Below are 18,071 nucleotides of genomic sequence, written 5' to 3' on the forward strand. Positions count from 1 at the left end.
CAAATTTTTATTCCAACAAAAAAGGCGCGAAGGTAATCACTTACCTTCGCGCCTTTTTTACTGATTTTCGTGATCAGATTTTTGCCTATCGTGAAAACACTACCGTCTTAGTGCCATTCAACAACACCCGATGCTCCGCGTGCCAGCGCACGGCGCGGTTTAGTACTACCGCTTCAATATCGCGGCCAATTTCGGCCATATCATCGGGCGAATTGATGTGCGATACACGCTCGACAGATTGTTCGATAATCGGGCCTTCATCCAAATCGGCAGTGACAAAGTGTGCTGTAGCGCCGATCAGTTTAACCCCGCGCTCAAAGGCTTGGTGATAAGGTTTTGCACCTTTAAAACCCGGTAAAAATGAATGGTGAATATTAATCGCACGGCCATTTAACTTTTTACACAAATCGTCAGAGAGAATTTGCATATAGCGCGCGAGCACTAAAAAATCCGCCTGTAAATCCTGCATCAATTGCCAGAGTTGCGCCTCTTGTTCTGCTTTGGTGTCGGCAGTGATTGGCAAATAGTGAAAGGGCAATTGATACCATTCGGTGAGATCGCGCATAACATTGTGGTTAGATACCACACCGACAATATCAATCGGCAGCGAACCATTTTTCCAACTGTTAAGCAGCGCGTTTAAGCAATGCCCCCATTGGGAAACTGCAATCAACACACGCGGTTTGCTGCCACTGTCAAAAATATCCCAATCCATTTGGTATTGTTCACCCAGCGGTTTAAACAGCGAGCGAATTTGCCCTAGGTTATAACCACTCGGGCACTCAAATACGGTACGCATAAAAAAGCGGTTGCTTTGCACATCTTCAAACTGCGAAGACTCTTTGATGTTAAAACCCAAGGTTGCAAATAATGTGGCAACAGCGGCCACCAAGCCTTTGGAATCCTGACAACTAAAGGTTAAAACGATTTCCTTAACAGCAGACATGTGATTTACTCTTTATCTAATTCAATTTAAAAAATGCATTTATCAATGGTGATAGCAGCATTGCACCACAAAAATCATTTCTTTTTCAACGCGATAAACCAGCCGGTGCTCGCGATCAATGCGCCGCGACCAATAATCTGACCAATGATGCTTTAGTGGTTCAGGGTCACCTATGCCGATGAAAGGTTGTGTTTGAATTTCTTTGATCAGGGTATTGATGCGCTTCAGTGTTTTGCTATTCGTTTGCTGCCAGTAAAGATAATCTTCCCAGGCATTATCCGCCCACGCCAACATCATTCCTCGATCAACCCCCGCTTAGTTGCCTTCCCTGCGGCAACCTGGTTAATTGCATCATTCAATCGCGCGGCATTTTTCGGGCTAGCCATCAAATACGCGGTTTCTTCGTAAGCCTGAAAATCCTCCAGACTAATCACCACCGCTGGTTTGCCATTCTGACGGGTAATCAGCACCGGCTTATGATCATCATTCACCTTGTCCAGCACACTAGCCAGATCATTGCGAAACGCGGTGTAACTCATGGTATCCATAGGTCATCTTCCCGAGGACAATAAAGGTCTCATCCTACCTGTACTTATTTCTGTACACAAGCTACCAAAGGATGCCATTTAATACCAGACCAAATAACTATAATCAGGATTTGAAAAATCTTTGCGCACCTTTCTACAAATGAAAATGTGAGCAAATTAGCTTAATCATGATCTTTCATTTGTAGTATCAACTGAATGGCAGTATAAGCCTCGCTACCGTTTAATTATGGAGGATTAACCTTGTTCAATATCAATCAAAAAAGTGTGTTGTGTGCAGCAATATTTTTGCTGGGCGGTTGCTTGAATAACCACAATGTCGCAAGTGAAACAAATACACCTGCAAAAGAAATACCCGTCCAGAACTGCAGAATTCCCACAAATGCATTCAGCCAATTACCAACGGATGTACTGGATGGAACCGAAGTGGTTCATATTAGCAACTTCAAACCTGCAATTATGTCAGCCACACATTTCAATATTGAAATCGGTGGTGCCAATATCAACATTGATGTGCAAGCCTTGGGCGGACACCACAAAGCGCAACGCAATTACATTGAACCTGGGCTGGAAAATAGCACATCTACTTTTGATCAACTTTGCATAAAAGAGGATCGCTTGTATGGGGAAACGGTTCGAGGCATATTTACTGAAAAAGGTATCTTATGGCTTGAGCTAAATTCTGAAAATGAATTCATATCATCGGACTTGTGGATCTATTTAGAAAAAAACTAACAGAAGGAACTTACATATGTCTCAAATCACATTACGCAAAGGTTCAATTGGTGAATCTGTACAGCAGCTTCAAAAACTACTCAATGCATACAATAAAAACACCGCTTTAATAGTGGATGGCGATTTCGGAGTAGCTACTTTAAATGCAGTCAAGCGATTTCAACAAAGTAAAGGACTAACACCAGATGGTGTAGTCGGCCCAAAAACATGGCAGGCGCTATCGCTAGGAACACCGATCATCCCTGCCGCAAGTACAGCACCTTCACCACAAGGTTTACTTGCCGACATTGCAGCTAAATACATTGGGACAAAAGAAACCGGAAATAACAAAGCAGGAGACAGCAAAGCACTACAAGCTATATTTAAATCAGATTCCCTGGTGGTGAATGGAGTTACTGATGGTTATCCTTGGTGTGCTGCATTCGTGTCATTCTGCGTACAAAAACTTCTAAACTATTCTCCCTTTTTCCCCACCATCATTCCCCCTCGAGAAGCCTCGGTAAGCCGTTTTTTGAATATCTGGGCGAAAAACAATAATTGTTTAATCTTTCCAGCAAGCTCAACAATTTTTACACCTCAAAAAGGAGATATTGTAGTTTTTACTTTCTCACACATAGGAATTGTCGAAGGTGTTAACGGTAGAATGATCACAACCATTGAAGGTAATACTAATGATGCGGGAAGTAGAGAAGGTTCAGTTGTAGCAAGAAAGATTCGAATCAGCTCAATTATCAAGTCCTATATACGACTTCCAGTAAGCATATCGGTTAGCACGTCCCGCATGGAAGAAATTTCACGTTTGTGTTGAACCCTCAATCAATTCCGCTTAGGCAGATTTGCTTTAATTAATACCACACTGGCCTTTTAACCTAGCAATTTGTACTGTAGAGCAAAGTCGGACTATAACAAGTCCGACTTTTTCCTAACTTACCAACTCCCTAAATGCCGCCGCCAAGCGCGTATAAATCGGCCCGGGACATTGAGGAATTTTTCGGCCATCCGCATAACCAACCGGAATTAATTCCGCGCCGGTGCCGGTGAGAAAACATTCGTCTGCCGTGAATAAATCGTAGGGTGCGAGCGGAATTTCGCGTGATTTTATGCCGAGTTTTTCAGCGAGTTCCAATACCACCTGGCGGGTAATGCCATCGAGCGCGCCTTCAATTACTGGCGGAGTTAATAATTCGCCGCGCTGTACGATAAAAATATTGTCCGCACTGCCCTCGGCGATTCTACCGGCGCTGTTGAGTAAGATCGCTTCATCGGCGCCTGCGTGTGTGGCTTCCATGCGCGCGAGAATATGATTGAGATAATTCAAACTTTTAATGCGCGGGTCGAGGCCGTCGGCACCTAAACGGCGCGTGGCGGCGATGATGACTTTTGCACCTTCACTGCGTACCCGCTCGCTCACCATATGCAGACTGTCCGCAATAATAAAGAGCTGCGGTGAATGGCAGCGCGCGGGGTCTATACCCAGTGGCCCAACACCGCGAGTCACCACCATCCGTAGATAACCATCCGTATCTGGCGCGGCGGAAATAGTGTCTATAACGGCTTGTGTTAATTGTTCGATGCTATACGGAATATTTAATGCAATCGCGCGTGCTGACAACAACAATCGCTCCAGATGCGCCTGCAAACGAAACGCTTTGCCGTGATAAAAACGAATGCCTTCAAATACGCCATCGCCATACAACAAGCCGTGGTCGAATACAGAAACCCTTGCCTGTTGCGCAGGCATTATTTTTCCGTTCAACCAACAAATAGGGGTTGGAGATACACCTGTCGTCTGCTGACCGGTAATCGCTAAATCAACCATGAAATTCTCCCGTGAGCATAGTGCGGGCTTTGCCGCTTAATAGAACCCGTTCGCCCTGCCAATCCAAGGTTAATAAGCCGCCGCGCGGTGAGGCCTGTTGCGCGCGCAGATGAGTTTTGTCGAGGCGATTCCCCCAGTAGCAGGCAAGTAAACAATGCGCTGAGCCGGTGACTGGATCTTCCGGAATACCGTGATTGGGTGCGAAAAAACGCGAGACCATATCAACGCCTTGGTCGCCCGCTGCGGTGAGTATTAATCCAATTGGAGTAAAGACGGCGATTAGCTCGTTGTTGGGAATAAAGTTGCGCACTGTATCCGCATGGTCCACTACCGCGAGCAGATACTCTCGCCCTTGGCCAAACCAATGGGGCTGCTGCCCCAACAACTGAACCAACTGCGGTGGAACCTGAGCGATGGACTGGGGGAAATCGGCGGGGAAATCCAGCTGAATTTCATCGCCAATCCGAGTCGCCGTTAAGCGACCGCTGCGCGTGTGGAATTCGAGGGTTGCGGCGGTTTCACCCGCGTGGTGCCAAAGAGCATGAGCGGCAGCGAGTGTCGCGTGGCCACAGAGGCTCACTTCCACCGTCGGGGTAAACCAGCGCAGGTTCCAACTGCCATCGGCACGTTTATGCACAAACGCGGTTTCGGCTTGATTCATCTCCAACGCGACATTTTGCATCCAACTGGCGGGCTGTTCCCGATCGAGAATACAAATACCGGCGGGGTTGCCGCTAAAAGGTTGATCGACAAAGGCATCGACCAAAAACAATGGGTGACTCATAGACTCCTCCTGATATGTCCTTACTGGGATAAATAGTGACTGTTTTTACGAGAAAGCAGTGTATTTCCTGTACAGCAACCATTACAGTTTCAGAAATGTAAAATTGATACGGTACAGTTCTACTTAAACACATCTGTACCTATTACTTTTCACCAAAACTGTATCTACCGTCATCCCCGCCTGCAAGGATCTATAGGTACTGAAATCAATTGCTGGATTCCCGCAAGCGGGAATGACGATGTGCAGGAAAAAGGGAGTCGTCATCCTCGCGCAGCGGGGATCCATAGGTCTTAAACTGAACATCAGGAGCTGTGATGGAGATTCTCTACCGCAAACTTGCCGATGAGCTGGCCAGCCTGATCAACGCAGGTGGCTTTCAAGCGGGCGACCGTATGCCCGGTGTGCGTGCGCAGGCGCAAGCGCGCGGTGTAAGTATCGCCACTGTGATTACCGCTTATCGCCAATTGGAGGATTGGGGGTTGCTGGAGGTGCGCAATCGCTCGGGGTTTTACGTCAAAACCAAGCCCTCGCTCGCGGTTGCGCCGCCGCGTATTGTAGTGACCACCATGCGCCCTGCCCCAGTGACCGGGCAGGATATGGTGTTGCAACTCATTAAAGCGGCAAACAACCCCGCCATAGTGCAATTGGGTGCCGCTGTACCCGCTGCCGAATTTTTACCAACTCGCGCTATTGAGCAGGCACTGACCAAAGCCGCGCGGCACTATCGGGTGCGCACCGCGAATTATGAGTTTTCCCCCGGCGCGCCGGAATTGCGCCGCCAGCTATCGCGCCGTTTGGCCGATGCCGGTTGCGCGGTGCACCCCGACAATCTGGTAATTACCAATGGCTGCCAAGAGGCATTGACGCTGGCATTGCGCGCGACCACATCGCCCGGCGATGTAGTCGCCATCGAATCGCCCACCTTTTATGGCTTGCTGCAGGTAATTGAATCGCTTGGGCTGGAGGCGCTGGAAATCCCCACCAATCCACATTCCGGCATGTCGTTAGAAGCGCTGGAATTGGCACTCAGCCGCTGGCCGGTCAAAGCCTGTGTGGTCACCCCCAACTTCAGCAATCCACTCGGCTGCCTAATGCCCGACGAGCACAAACAAAAACTGGTGGCGATGCTCAAGGCGCGGGAAATCCCGTTGATTGAAGATGATATTTATGGCGATTTAAGTTTCAGCCATGCGCGCCCATCGCTACTAAAAGGGCTGGATGAGAATGTACTGCTGTGCAGTTCTATTTCTAAAACTCTATCGCCCGGCTTACGGGTGGGTTGGATTGCGCCGGGGCGCTATCAAGATAAAGTGGAGTACATGAAATATGTGCTGAATTTGGCCACCACCACCATCCCGCAATTGGCGGTGACCGAATTGCTGGAAAACGGCCAATACGAGCGCCATGTGCGCCGGGTGCGCGGTGACTACGCACAATCAGTCGCGCGTATGACGGAAGCGGTGATTCACTATTTTCCCGAGGGCACCAAAATCACCAAACCGGAAGGCGGTTTTGTGATCTGGATGGAATTACCGGGCGAGGTAGACAGTTTTGCGCTGGCGAGGAAGGCATTAGCGCAAGGGATTAGTATCGCCCCCGGGCCAATTTTTTCGGCGAGCCAAAAATACCGGCAATTTATCCGGCTCTCGTGTGCCTGTGTGTGGGGCAATCGTATTGAGCGAGCGTTAATGGGGTTGGCGGGGTTGATGTAAGCACAGCAACCCCGCGTGCATAAAACACACTAGAAGCGGAGAGTACTGCCAAAAGAATACAAATCTATATCCTGACCGCCAAAGAATATGCGGCGCCCACTGAAACCAAGACTGAAGGCATCACTCAACGCGAGGTCAATTTTTACACCTAGCAATGGATCAACGCCGTCATCGTCTTTTAATGCAAACACTGCATTATCCAATTCAACTTCACCTCTCCAGATAAAAGCACCGGCCTCTGCTGAAAGCGCAATGGCCGGGCTAAAGTTGTGGCTAAAGCCTTGTACCAAAGTCGCACCGGTCGCAGTGATTGGATACTCTTTGGCGAAATCGCGGGCAAAGGCATCCAGATCGGTATCGCCATCCAGCGTCAGCTGAACCTCTACCTTACCCAGATCGAGATACCCAACTTCGGTATAGGTTAGTGCGCTCCACTGATAACCCAGTGTCAGCTGAAAACCGGTGCGACTGTCATCGTAACGAGTAAGCGTGAACTCGTGCCCGGCATCTTCCAATGCGCCGGTAAAATCGGCCTCACTGTGGCTGCTGTTGACTGTGAATAGATCCAACCGTACATAGGTATCTTCAAGCGCCTGAGTGTTGAGAGAAAACACTGTGAGTAGGATTGCCGCCAGACGCGCGGGAGTCGCGCGTCTGAAAATCACCAATCCACCCAGAAGGAACAACCACAGCGCAGGCACTGCACCACCACCTTTGGAGTTGACTTGCACCGGCGGTTTTGGTGGCTCAACGGGAGGTTCAACCGGTGGCTGTACCGCTCTGGCCTTACTAACAGCACCAGGGTCTACTACAGCTGAGTTCACCAAACCATCGTCATCATTCGGGCCGCCGTCTTCTATTGTCAGTTGCACGCACACATGGCCAGCGGTTAAACCGGGAATCCATTCGGCTGCGCCCGGAGGTGGGCAATAGCCAGGGTTACCTGCGGCTGAAGCAACTCTATTGTTAGCATTTTCAATAAAAGTGACCCAACGCCCTTTTTGGAATTTACGATACTGAGCTTGTGCAGGAATGGGAGCCTGTTGAGGTATAACCACACTTATGCTTTGCCCCGGGGTGGGTAGATCGTTAATCGCAAAATCAAAGACTCCACCTACGGGTTCAAAAGCAGGATCCGCCACCAGATTGTCCAAACTGCCGAGCTCTTCATTCAGTATCTGCACCCCGCCAGATTTACTGCCGCGGGCGTATAAACCAAGGCCACAGCGCACACCTGGGTCACATTCAATCAGATAGGAATTCGTGGTTTTACCGGTCTGCGGCAGAATATTGGACGATGGCATGTTGTCGAGGTAGTCAGGAATGCCGTTATTGTCGCTATCGCCGGTACCTTCCAGCGCGTCGTTGATCCCGTCCTGGTCCGTATCTACATTACCATCCAATACCGGCAAGCTGGCAACCACACGGAAATAGACTTGCGCTGACACTGCAGCACCCGCCGAATCTGTCACAGTCACCTGCACCTGATGACCACCCACCAAACCAGCAGGATCAAAGGTGCGGCTGGCATTGACCGGATTGCCATCGGTATCCGCCAAGCCACTGGTGGCCGACCAATCGAACGAATGGGTATCCTGCTTATTTGGATCTTTTACTGTCGCCACCACAGTGACTGGCCCGCCATTCGGTGTCACCAGGCTGGTAGCAATCCCACCTTGACTGAGACTCATGCTGACCACAGGCGGTACATTGCCTTCACGAATATCAATGCTGTGGCGGTTGTTTGCACCGGCATTGATTCCGCCGCCCAATGCAACCACCAACTTGCTATCACTCAGCCCTGCTGCCGGCGCAAGAGTCACCGGAACGGTCACTTCCAACTGGCCTGCCTGAGTAAAGCGCGCCACTCCGTTAACAAGATTGTGTTCGCTGCCGGTTGCAGTGCTGGAGGCATCGATAACATAGGGAATATCCAATGGATAGGTGGGTGACTTGCCATTGAGGATCACACTGAAGGTCACATTGCTCCCGCGCACAGCAATTTGCGATTTACTCAGGGAGACCAACGGTTTCACATCCACCACTTGCATCGCCTCGCCACTTACACCCACCGCATTGGTGGCCTTCCATTTGATTTGATGGCGGCCAGGAGCCAAAAGTAAGCGATTGCCGGTCACCCCTTCCGCATTAGTAACGCAGCAGGTATTCCCGCTCACCCCATCACTCGCCAAACCTTTCAACGCCAAGTCAATCTCTGCCTGTGTTGCCGATGAACTCAGCCCCAATAACGTGTTAACAGTTACAGGCGTAAACAAACCGGTCGCGTTGATCTCCAGATTGGCGGGAGCAGTGACTACAGGTTGTAAGGGGTCAATAGTCGCGATGACTTCGATCTCGAACACGGGTAAAGAGACGGTTGCAGTGCCATCGCTAAGGCTAATCACTATTCCACCTGAGATACCCGCATCGGCATTGGTTGGAGTGCCAGTCAATGCGCCAGTTGCAGTATTAAAACTCGCCCAAGTGGGTTTGTTAGTGATGCTAAACGTCAGTGTATCGCCCACATCCACATCACTTGCGCCAGGGGTAAAACTGTAAGCAATATCCTGTTCTACCGAGATCGCTGGGGTGCCGCTAATAACCGGTGCGTCATTTACCGCAGTGATGGTGACGTTTACCGTGATGCTCGCACTATCTGTACCGTCACTCACCTGTACGACAAAACTATCGCTACCGTTGTAGTTGGCGGTTGGTGTGTAGCTGACGCTGCCGCCAGACACGCTGGCACTGCCGTGTTGAGGCCCAGTGCTGATACTCCAAGTCAAGGGGTCACTATTGCCATCGGTAGCGGTTAACGCCAAGGCGAAAGGCGTTGGCGCACCATCTTCACTCATGGTCACACTGGTCGAGGAACCCTGAGTAATCACCGGCGCCACATTAGGTGCAGGATTCACTAAAAAAGACTGACTAACGGGTGCAGCCGCCGTAAATGCCGCATTGCCCGCCTGACTCGCCGTGAGGCTACAGGTGCCCGCAGCAACCAAGGTTACCGCACCACCTGAGGTGACCGTACATACAGAGGGAGTAGTCGAGGTAAAAGCCGGCGTTAAGCCCGATGAAGCGGTAGCGGTCACCGTCAGGGAATTACCTACCGTCTGAGCGCCCGGACTGGTGAAAGTGATAGTTTGTGGCCCTTGTGGAGTTACTGAGCCAGACGCAGCAGAAGCTGACCCTGTGCCTGTGGCATTGGTTGCGGTCACCGTAAACGTATAGGCAATACCATTAGTTAAACCCGTCACACTGATGGGCGAGGCAGCACCTGTGGCCGTTGCACCACCAGGGCTGGCGGTAACGGTATAACCGGTAATGGCCGAACCACCTGTCGCCGCAGGTGCACTAAAACTGATCTGCGCTGAGGTATTACCCGCCACCGCACTCACCCCGGTAGGAGCACCAGGCAGCAAGGTATTGGTAAGGCTTAGATCATTACCCGAACCCGCCGCATAACTAACAATCAGGTTGCTGGAGTTGCCGCCCGCAATAAAAGCACCTCCTTCGGCTATGCCAGTGAAGGTTCCAGTAATCGCATCCACCCCATCATTAACAATCACTTCATAGGTATCACCATTAGCAGCAACATAACTGTGAGTCACTGCAATAGACGCCCCAGCGAGCGAGACGGTACCGGTCACATTCAATTGATCGTATTGAGTGCCCGCCGTAGTACCGGCTATGTCCAACAACAGATTGCCGCCGGAGTTGATCGTTAAACCATTAGCGATAGACAGTATGCCCACACCTGCATCACCGGGTGACAGGTTGCCGCCGTTAGCGACTGCCACATTAGGCAGGGTACCTGTACCACCGAGGGTTGCAGCTGATGCAACAGTCACGCCCGAACTGGTCGCGATAGCACCGTTCACTATGAGGCTACCAGCAGACACTTGAGTTGCACCTGTGTAGCTGCTAACACCAGCCAGTTTGAAGACGCCAGTTCCGCTTTTGATAAGTGAACCAGTGCCGCTGACAACACCGGCTAAGGTAGTACTACTGTTGTTGCCACCCAAGGTTAGGGCGCCGTTTAACACCAGGTTTCCAGCACCCGCTAGTGAGCCTATGGTTTCGCTACCGCTGGGCAGGGTTAAGGTCGCGCCTGAATCCACAGTAACGGCAACCGCATCTGCCAGCGCACTGCCGCCCGAGAGTGTCACGCCACCTGCCGCAATAGTCAGTGCACCAGTTGCTGTATTGGCACTCGTGAAAGTGAGCACCCCTGCCCCGGCTTTGGTTAACGCATCCGAGCCACTGATAACACCACTGATAGTCATTGCATTGGCATTACTGATGGTTGCATCGCCCGCTAACGCAATGGCATTAGTGATTGTTTGAGCCGTACCTGTAAGGGTTAACAGACTGGAAGGATTGATTGTGACTGTACCCGAGCCAAGGTTGGATGAATCCGTCACCGACACCCCATTGGTACCAGAGATGGACAAACCACCCGAGAAACTATTAGTACCACTTAGAACTAAAGTGCCACCGCTAGTTTTATTCAAAGCGCCGCTGCCACTGATATTGCCTGACAGGGTAAAGGTTTGCATTGCGTTTAATACTTGAACCCCGCCACCGCTAGCCCCCAAAACGATTGGGTTGTCGAAAACAAAGCTGCTCGAATTATTGCCAAGCACCCCACCATTTAGCGTGAGAGTTCCCGAAGAGAAAGCGCTATCGCTGCCAATCCACAACTCACCCGCCGTTACCGTGACGTCTCCGCTGTAGCTGGTCGAGTTATTTACATTAGTGAGAATTAAACGGCCTGCTCCGGTTTTGGTTAAGGCGCCAGTGCCAGTCAATTCACTGCTCAGCGTTAAACGGTCGCCGCTGCCATTATTCAAACCAAGGCTACCCGCCAAAGTGAACGTGCTGCCGGTGATAGTGGCGATGCCCAGTGCATCTGCATCCAAGGTAATGCCCGCTGGAACCGTTAAAGGTGCGCCCAAGGTGATAGTAGTGCCGCTCAAGCCCACCGCAAAATCAACGGTGCCACTCGCCGCTACATAGGCAAGTGCTTCACGCAGGGATAAGCCTGCACCGTCCGTAAGATCAGTTGCCAAACTGCCATCGATAGTTGCATCCGCTCCTGAATCAGCATTGGTCGTGACTGTGACTGGGCCATCAATAGTCACTGCCAAGGCCGCCGACGCAACACTGACATTACCCGCAGCGTCAGTCGCCGTCGCGGTAATGTTATGAACGCCATTGGCCATAGCACCGGCGGTGTAACTCCAGTTACCGGAGCCATCGGCAGTCGTGCTGCCAAGGGTGCCACTCAATGAGGATATAACCGTCACTGTGGCATTGGCTTCAGCAGTACCGTTAAACGTCGGGGTGTTATCGCCGGTGATATTGTCGGTATTGGACACACCGGTATCGGAAGCAGCATCCAAGTCTGGCGTGCTGGGCGCGGCAGGCGCATCGCGATCTACTGTATGACTGGTACCGCTGCTATAGGCGGCTACGCCGTTGCCAGCGACATCCGCAATATTGGTTGAGCCGTTAAGATTCAACCTGAGCGTTCCTGTACCTGTGATGGTATTAACCGTGACGGTGATACTGGAGCCAGAAGCAGCCGATACGCTGGCAATAGTGCCCGAGGCAGTGCCTGCGGTGACCAACGTAAAGTCATCAGTAGAGATATTGCTGACAGACTCATCAAAGGCCACCGCAAAATCCATGCTTGCCGCATTGGCAGCAGGTGAACCCGTTGGGGCGATATTGGTGACAGTGGGAGCAACAGCATCCACCACCAGCGCTTTGTTTGCACCCAGGGAATTGGCTGCGCCAGGTGTCGCCAACGTCAAAGTTGCATTATTACCCGCCGCATCCTGAATAGTGCCGCCATTGAGTACGAGAGAGTTGGTAGCCAGGTAATCCAGATCGGCAGAGTTATCGTCCGCCTGAATCGTATAGTTGAAAGTCAGCGTGCTGCTGCCACTGCCACTCACATAATTAATCGTACGATCAGTTGTACCGGTTTCGAGTGTTAACTGGGGAGTGCCGCCACCGGTGTTTACCGTAACGGTTTCACTAAAGTTGACCTGAATACTAATGACATCACTTGCTTTGTAGGCGCCATTAGCCGTGCTGGAATTAACCGATGTCACTGTAGGGACAACACCATCTACCACCAGCGCTTTATTCGCCCCCAAAGAATTGGCGGCACCGGGGGATGCCAGAGTTAAGTTAGCGTTATTCGCAGCAGCATCGCGAATGGTGCCACCGTTGAGCAGGAGTGAGTTGGTCGCCACGTAATCCAGATCTAAAGATGTATCGCCTGCCTGCACGGTATAGCTAAAGGTCAGCTGGCTAGAACCCGAACCACTGGTATAGCTCGCATTACGATCCGTAGTGCCAGTTTCCAGCGTCAATTGCGGCGTGCCGCCACCGGTGTTTACCGTAACGGTTTCACTGAAGTTGACTTGAATACTGATGGTATCGCCGACTTTGTAGGTACCATTGGCAGTGCTCGCAGTCACGGAAGAAACAGTGGGTGCGGTACTATCAACAAGAACACTGGCGGTGGAGCCAACGGAATTCAGGGTCAGTGTCATATCATTGTTAGCGGCATCCTTCAGTGTTCCGCCATTGGCAGCGAGAACACCAACATCAATACCATCCGAATCCAGCAAGCCGCTCTCTACGACATAACTAAAAACAAGTGCCGAGGTTCCAGTACCCGATGAATAAGTTGCATATTTGGTTGTGGCGCCAATGGTCAATGCAATTCCAGGCGTACCACCACCAGTATTCACGATCACATTTTCGCTGGTGTTAACGGTGAAACTCAGTGATTGCCCAGTGCTATAAGTTGCGTTCGAGGGAGCGCTTACACTGGTGACCGTAGGTGGGGTAACATCAGGAACCGTATTAAATACGAAACTGTCAAACACATCAAAATAGCCGCTGCTGTTTGAAGTGATAACTACTTTGTCAACATTATCAAAGGGATTGTTATTTAACGTTACAGTATATGCTCCACTAAGCTGACCGAAGCCCGTTCCTGTGCTTTGAGTGCCTACCGAAGATCCATTTCTAAAACCTTCAACTGAAGCAAAACCACCACCAAATGCATTGATGTAAAAACTAACGAAATCGAACTCATTGCCCGAGGTGGTTTCGACAGTAATTGTTTCAACTCCACTATACGCACCTGCAAATAAACCTGCGGAAGCACTTTGACCATCATCCGTATCTTGAAACCAGTTAGCGGCGCTGTAAGTTATTTTAAAGTCACCCTGCGTAAAAACGTGTGACCCATGATCCGCGCCCTCAGTAAAACCAGAAGCATCAAAGTTAACTGTGACATTAGACGGAATTGAAGCTGCATTGCTGCTCACTCCCAGCAACGCGACTGCTGCAAAACATAGTTGAACGATCCACTTAATACCCGTATTTATATTTACGAATCTACAAGCAGGTGTTTGATATCGATCACTGGGATGATCTGTTTTGCAGCGTGACATATTAAGCCCCTTAAAGCTGTACACAAAAATTGATTTAGCTCAAGGAGCTAAAACTAGTAATCCAGAAGGTTTACTCCCCCTCCAGATTACTAACGTGTTTTAATAACAATTACCCGGCATTAACTACGCGACGGATAAATGCCTTCCAACGCAATAATAAAATTCATCCCCAGATAGGGGTTGCGAATTCCAACAGACTGCCCTTCACCAATTGGATTGACGGTTACTGTACCTGTAGGTGTCACACTACCCTGTACTCCACCAAGACTGGCCTTTGTAGAGTCTGGCGCAGTGCCGGTAAACAATCCACTGAACGCAACATTTGTTGGTCCCGCCTTGGCGGCAGTTGCTGAGAGATAGGTAGTAACCCCCGCTGCCGGAGGTACCATTGCGGTTGCGGTTGTGGTGGCAACATCAACCGTAGCTGTCACGCTACTTTCATTTCCAGTAAAAGTGGCTGTTGGAGTGTGAACAGGCAATTGATTAGTAGTGAGGTTCACATTTTCAACGCCGCCAAGCTGCCCCAGATCAACATGACTCAACCCTGCCCCAGTACCGATACCCACCGGGGCGCGGCTTTGCAAGTTAGGTAGCGCAAAGGTAGTAGTTCCGTTGCCACCATAGGTTGTGCCCAAAATAGAGAAAAGCGCACTGTTGCTGGAAACAGGGAGCAACTGGCCCTGACATAAAGCCCATCCACGTGGTGCAAAGTTGCCCGCAAACATGCGGATTTCACCTAGAAACGGATCTGACATAAAGATTCTCCTTAACGAGTTTTAGGATGATTGTTACGTTGGTTAATGCTCCTTGTATTTTCGAAAAGCCCGATTCTCATCCCGCCAATCAAAAACTGCACCACTCCTAACAAAAGTATTCCTTTGTAAAAGTCTGATTCAACTTAGGTTGATATTCACACATCGCCATAGGATGTTTTTTGCACATGCTCCATAGCCAAAGGAACCCACCCGCAAGTCTATTAACTTTTAGTCATAGATCCTATTACGCCTCATAACAGCAGCATCCGATTTTGGAGTTCACTTCGTTTACCAAACCAATGTGTCATGTGTAGTAGACGAATCCAGTAATGTAAAACCAAGGCTCAAATAAAGTTTTTTGGCACGGGGATTCTGCTGGTCAACCGCAAGACGAACCGGCCGATGGGTTTGATCTGCCAGACGCTTAAGTGCACGCAATATACTTGTCCCGTAACCCTTGTTGCGCATGCTAGGTATAAACGCAATATCGATGATATGCAGGCTATCAGACGTATTATTCAAAACGAGTTTTCCGATAGGCTCGGCAAAAATGTTGACGATAAAGGTTTCTGCGGTGGGAAATGAAGTGCTGTATGAAGCCTGCTGCAACATAAATTGCTGCTTAATTAACAAGTCTACTTGTGGTTTTGCCAGCGGCATTTGATAGAGAAATTCGCGGGTAGAAAAAAATAAAGCTTCTGCAAATACTTGGTCTTGCGGCTGCAGCTCACATAACCGCAACCCAAAGGGTAAAGAAATCCCATTAAACATTTATATTTTCCCCTACCCGGTTATTGGACTTAGCTAACAAGCGATTATATACAGCTGCTAAAGACATACGTATTGCTTCCGGCTTTTGTCGCGTAAATGAAGAATTCTTTAGCCATCTAAATCTTGCACATAAAAAAACTGATGCACAAATTTCCAGTCTGTGAAGTAGCACAAGCCAGGAGATTTCATTTCTTTGAATACGAGCGATTAACAAAAATTTTCAGGAAGTGATTTGCTGATTCGCAAATTACTCTGCTTCAACTGCTGCACGCCACACGCAGATGGTGTGCAAGTCTGTGCAGTATTTTGTAAAACTCCAACATTCACTAATCGCAATGTATTTTTGTGCATAGCGAACACCTCTCAAACCGTGCGCCGCACCACAAATTTCCCGCATGGTTTTAAAAAAATAACAGCGAGTGTAATGACAATGAAACGAAATTTTTTAACATCAACAAAACAGGCAGGATACTCATTTATCCTTTCTGGATTAGCGCTAGCTATTTCCACGTCATCCTGGGCGGCCACCTCAACGTTTGTACTTCAAGAACAGCAGCCGGGGTTTTGTAGTGTCGATGGCACTATTGATAGCAATAACGCAGGCTTCACGGGAAACGGTTTTGCTAATAGCAAAAATGCAACAGGCGCCATGATTAAGTGGGCAGTCAATGCATCTGAAAGCAGCCGTTACACCTTAACCTTCCGTTATGCCAATGGGGGTAGCGGTAATAGAAAGGGAACTTTGCTCCTGAATGGTGGCACTAACGGTAGTTACACTCTGGATATGCCCTCTACAGGTAGTTGGACAAAATGGCAAACCGTGTCAATTGATGTAGATCTGGTGCAAGACAACAACAACCTGCAGTTAACCGCATTAACAGCCGATGGTTTGGCTAATATCGATTCACTTAGCATCCTCGGGGCGAAAACAAGCGCCGGTATTTGCGGTGCTGTTTCTAGCAGTTCCAGCAGTAAATCAGCGGTAAGCAGCTCCTCGGTTGCGCTTAGCAGCAAGCCAGCAGTAAGCAGTTCCTCGGTTGCGCTTAGTAGTAAACCGGCAGTTAGTAGTGTGGCTGCCAGCTCAGCACTAGCAAGCTCTTCCAAGCCCAGTAATTCTTCCACATCCAGTAGTTCCAGCACCGCTCCAAGTGCGCCACACAAAACCCGCGTGATAGTGACCAGCGACGGAGAAATTGACGACGAATGCTCTCTGGTTCGCTTCCTGCTTTATACCAACGAATGGGACGTTGAAGGGATTATTACCACTAGCTCCCAGTATCACTGGCAAGGGCATAATTGGGCTGGCGATAATTGGCAAGATCGCTATCTTGATGCTTATGAAAAAGTCTATCCAAATCTGATTCAACACGACCCTGCCTACCCAACACCCAGCTATTTAAGATCCCAGTCATTTTTGGGTAACGTCAAAGCCGAAGGTGATATGGAAAAAGCGTCAGCAGGATCAGACCACATTGTGAAAGTTCTGCTTGATGCCTCAGACCCTAACCCTGTGTGGCTACAAGCCTGGGGAGGTGTGAACACCATCGCACGCGCACTTAAAACTATTGAAGAGCAACACCCAGAGCGCATGCAAGAAGTCGCGGGGAAAATCCGGCTGTTCCTGATCTGGGAGCAGGACAAAACTTACCAAGATTACATCCGCAAAGTGTGGGGTAAGTACAATATTCCAACCATTATTTCAGATCAGTTCATTACCCTGGGCTACTGGTGGGAAGATTGGGACTTTCCGGCTGAAATCGCGCCTTATTTTGAAAAGTCATGGTTTAGTGAGAACCTACTCGTTAACCACGGCCCGCTGATGGCGTTGTATCAAGCCGACAAAGGAGCATTCCGCTCAGAGGGTGACTCACCAGCATTTTTACACACCATACCAAACGGGCTCAGGAGCACCGAGTCACCTGGGTGGGGCGGCTGGGGCGGACGTTACAAGCTAGTGCGCGAAAACACTTGGCTCGACCCTGTACCCGTTAAAGGTTATACCTACCCAGCGGGCCGTTGGTACACAACAACCGGATGGGGGCGCAAAAGTCTGCGCGACAATTCAGCAACTCAGGATCAGTACCGCGAATACTTCAAGCCCATCACCCGCTGGATAGCTGTTATGCAAAAAGATTTTGCAGCGCGCGCAGACTGGACAATTAAACCCTACAAAGACGCCAACCATGAACCCAAGGTCATGCTCGGCCATGCGGCAGATCTTGATGTTAAACCGGGAGATCTTGTAGAACTCAGCGCAATGGGCACCTACGATCCGGACGGCAACAAACTTAGCTACACCTGGTGGCAGTATCAAGAGGCTGATTCAGCCGAGTCTGAGGTAACTATCTTTAACCCCAGCGCGAAAACTGGCGTCAAAGTAAAAGTGCCCGATGAACCAGGAAAACAAGTACACATTATCCTCGAAGTGATCCCTACCGCGAATATCGGACACCTTAGAAACTGAGTAAACTTACTCCAGAGGTGATCCATGAGCAAGAAACAATCCACGCAAACGAACAA

12 protein-coding genes are annotated in these 18,071 nt (G+C 49.7%); 4 read left to right on the forward strand and 8 right to left on the reverse strand.

Annotated elements, in window-relative coordinates:
- Positions 1–85 precede the first annotated feature (85 nt).
- Genes purU through AWU77_RS15605 form a run of 3 tightly spaced genes read right to left on the reverse strand, consistent with a single transcriptional unit; the run spans position 86 to position 1,494 of the window.
- Complete coding sequence (purU, locus tag AWU77_RS15595; RefSeq protein WP_062065234.1) at positions 86–946, reverse strand: formyltetrahydrofolate deformylase; 861 nt, start codon at positions 944–946, stop codon at positions 86–88.
- Between the two features lie 42 nt (positions 947–988).
- On the reverse strand, positions 989–1,243 hold the full coding sequence (locus tag AWU77_RS15600; RefSeq protein WP_062065239.1) for a Txe/YoeB family addiction module toxin: 255 nt from the start codon (positions 1,241–1,243) through the stop codon (positions 989–991).
- Complete coding sequence (locus tag AWU77_RS15605) at positions 1,240–1,494, reverse strand: type II toxin-antitoxin system Phd/YefM family antitoxin (RefSeq protein WP_062065242.1); 255 nt, start codon at positions 1,492–1,494, stop codon at positions 1,240–1,242. The genes AWU77_RS15600 and AWU77_RS15605 overlap by 4 nt, the downstream gene beginning before the upstream one ends.
- Before the next feature lie 240 nt (positions 1,495–1,734).
- Here AWU77_RS15605 and AWU77_RS15610 point away from each other — a divergent pair, with 240 nt between their 5' ends.
- Both AWU77_RS15610 and AWU77_RS15615 read left to right on the forward strand, forming a co-directional pair.
- Positions 1,735–2,226: a hypothetical protein gene (locus AWU77_RS15610; RefSeq protein ID WP_062065245.1), complete on the forward strand. Its 492-nt coding sequence runs from the start codon at positions 1,735–1,737 to the stop codon at positions 2,224–2,226.
- 16 nt (positions 2,227–2,242) lie between these two features.
- Positions 2,243–3,034, forward strand: a complete 792-nt coding sequence (locus tag AWU77_RS15615) for a peptidoglycan-binding protein (protein ID WP_062065248.1) — start codon at positions 2,243–2,245, stop codon at positions 3,032–3,034.
- Between the two features lie 114 nt (positions 3,035–3,148).
- Here AWU77_RS15615 and ilvE read toward each other — a convergent pair whose 3' ends face one another.
- Together ilvE and AWU77_RS15625 are read right to left on the reverse strand one after the other, a co-directional pair.
- Positions 3,149–4,045: a branched-chain-amino-acid transaminase gene (ilvE, locus tag AWU77_RS15620; protein WP_084618480.1), complete on the reverse strand. Its 897-nt coding sequence runs from the start codon at positions 4,043–4,045 to the stop codon at positions 3,149–3,151.
- Positions 4,038–4,829: a PhzF family phenazine biosynthesis protein gene (locus AWU77_RS15625; protein WP_062065252.1), complete on the reverse strand. Its 792-nt coding sequence runs from the start codon at positions 4,827–4,829 to the stop codon at positions 4,038–4,040. Before AWU77_RS15625 ends, ilvE begins: the two co-directional genes overlap by 8 nt.
- 314 nt (positions 4,830–5,143) lie before the next feature.
- Here AWU77_RS15625 and AWU77_RS15630 point away from each other — a divergent pair, with 314 nt between their 5' ends.
- Positions 5,144–6,541, forward strand: a complete 1,398-nt coding sequence (locus tag AWU77_RS15630; RefSeq protein ID WP_062065255.1) for a PLP-dependent aminotransferase family protein — start codon at positions 5,144–5,146, stop codon at positions 6,539–6,541.
- 29 nt (positions 6,542–6,570) lie between these two features.
- On the opposite strand, the gene AWU77_RS15635 is transcribed toward AWU77_RS15630, so the two are convergent.
- The 3 genes from AWU77_RS15635 to AWU77_RS15645 form a co-directional block, all read right to left on the reverse strand.
- The gene (locus AWU77_RS15635; RefSeq protein WP_193747550.1) at positions 6,571–13,899 is read right to left on the reverse strand and encodes an Ig-like domain-containing protein; all 7,329 of its coding nucleotides are present in this window, start codon (positions 13,897–13,899) and stop codon (positions 6,571–6,573) included.
- Positions 13,900–14,144: 245 nt separating this feature from the next.
- On the reverse strand, positions 14,145–14,780 hold the full coding sequence (locus tag AWU77_RS15640) for a phage tail protein (protein ID WP_062065261.1): 636 nt from the start codon (positions 14,778–14,780) through the stop codon (positions 14,145–14,147).
- A gap of 288 nt (positions 14,781–15,068) precedes the next feature.
- Positions 15,069–15,551, reverse strand: a complete 483-nt coding sequence (locus AWU77_RS15645) for a GNAT family N-acetyltransferase (protein ID WP_062065264.1) — start codon at positions 15,549–15,551, stop codon at positions 15,069–15,071.
- A 430-nt stretch (positions 15,552–15,981) separates the two neighbouring features.
- On the opposite strand from AWU77_RS15645, the gene AWU77_RS15650 reads away from it, so the two are divergent.
- Positions 15,982–18,015 carry a nucleoside hydrolase-like domain-containing protein gene (locus AWU77_RS15650; RefSeq protein WP_238582467.1) on the forward strand — a complete coding sequence of 678 codons (2,034 nt, stop codon included), beginning with the start codon at positions 15,982–15,984 and terminating at the stop codon, positions 18,013–18,015.
- Positions 18,016–18,071: the final 56 nt, after the last annotated feature.

It is taken from the genome of Cellvibrio sp. OA-2007, from assembly GCF_000953825.1.
GTDB lineage: Bacteria > Pseudomonadota > Gammaproteobacteria > Pseudomonadales > Cellvibrionaceae > Cellvibrio.